The sequence below is a fragment of the Leucobacter sp. M11 genome (assembly GCF_035726885.1).
Classification (GTDB): Bacteria; Actinomycetota; Actinomycetes; order Actinomycetales; family Microbacteriaceae; genus JAPFRB01.
In genome coordinates this window covers 297770-298780 of the sequence record NZ_JAPFRB010000002.1, presented here as the reverse complement: position 1 = coordinate 298780, position 1011 = coordinate 297770, and the positions used below count along the sequence as shown (strand labels likewise).

The following is a 1011-nucleotide window of genomic DNA, read 5'->3' as shown; positions in this document are numbered from 1 at the left end:
TCAGCGCAGGATGATCGCGGTGGGCTGCCCCTCCACCTCGTGCACCCGGACGGGGGTGTCGAACACATCCGTGAGCACCGCGTCGGTCATGATCTCGGCGACCGTGCCCGAGTGGCAGATGAGCCCGTCGCGCAGCGCGATGATCCGGTCGGCGTAGGCCGCCGCGAAGTTCACGTCGTGGACGATGAGCACGATGGTCTTTCCGAGCTCGTCGGCGGCCCGACGCAGCTGCCGCATCATGAGCACCGAGTGCTTCATGTCCAGGTTGTTCAGCGGCTCGTCCAGGAGCACGGTCGCGGTGTCCTGCGCGAGCACCATCGCGACGTAGGCGCGCTGACGCTGCCCGCCGGAGAGCTGGTCGAGGAAGCGGTCCGCGAGGGCCGTGAGGTTCAGAAACTCGAGCGCCTCGTCCACGAACCGGAGGTCCTCGGGGCGAAGCCGCCCCTTCGAATAGGGGAAGCGCCCGAAGCCGACGAGGTCGCGCACGGTGAGCCGGGCCTGGATGTGGTTGTCCTGCCGCAGGATCGACAGGTGCTTGGCCAGCTCGTCGGACTTCGTGGCCCGCACGTCGAGCCCGGCGACCGTGATCACCCCCGCGTCCGGCTCAAGGAGCCGCCCGATCGCGGTGAGCAGGGTGGACTTGCCCGCCCCGTTCGGGCCGATGAGGGCGGTGATGCCCCCCGTGGCGATCTCGCCCGTGACGGGGCCGAGCACGCGGGCCCCCGGGTAGTCCTTCACGACATCGGTAAACGTAATCACAGGGTGCCCTTCCGAAGCAGCAGGATGATGAAGAGGATGCCACCGAGGAACTCGATGATCACGGTGAGGAAGCCGCCCGCGTAGAAGACGTGCTGCATGATGAACTGCCCGCCCGCGAGGGTGATGAGGCCGAGCAGGAACGCCATCGGCATCACGAAGCGGTGCTGATGGCTTCCCGCGAGCTGGTAGGCGAGGGTCGCCACGATGAAACCGTAGAACGTCAGCGGTCCCACGAGCGCGGTGGAGAACGCG

The 1011-nt window shown here is 67.7% G+C and carries 2 protein-coding genes; both read right to left on the bottom strand.

Annotation, left to right across the window (positions count from 1 at the left end; all coding sequences use genetic code 11):
• Entirely contained in the window at window positions 1–759 is a 759-nt protein-coding gene (locus OOT08_RS05660; RefSeq protein ID WP_325091608.1) for an iron ABC transporter ATP-binding protein, read from the bottom strand.
• The coding region (locus OOT08_RS05655) for an iron chelate uptake ABC transporter family permease subunit (RefSeq protein WP_325091607.1) at window positions 756–1011 on the bottom strand (256 nt) is incomplete at its 5' end. The genes OOT08_RS05655 and OOT08_RS05660, both read right to left, overlap by 4 nt.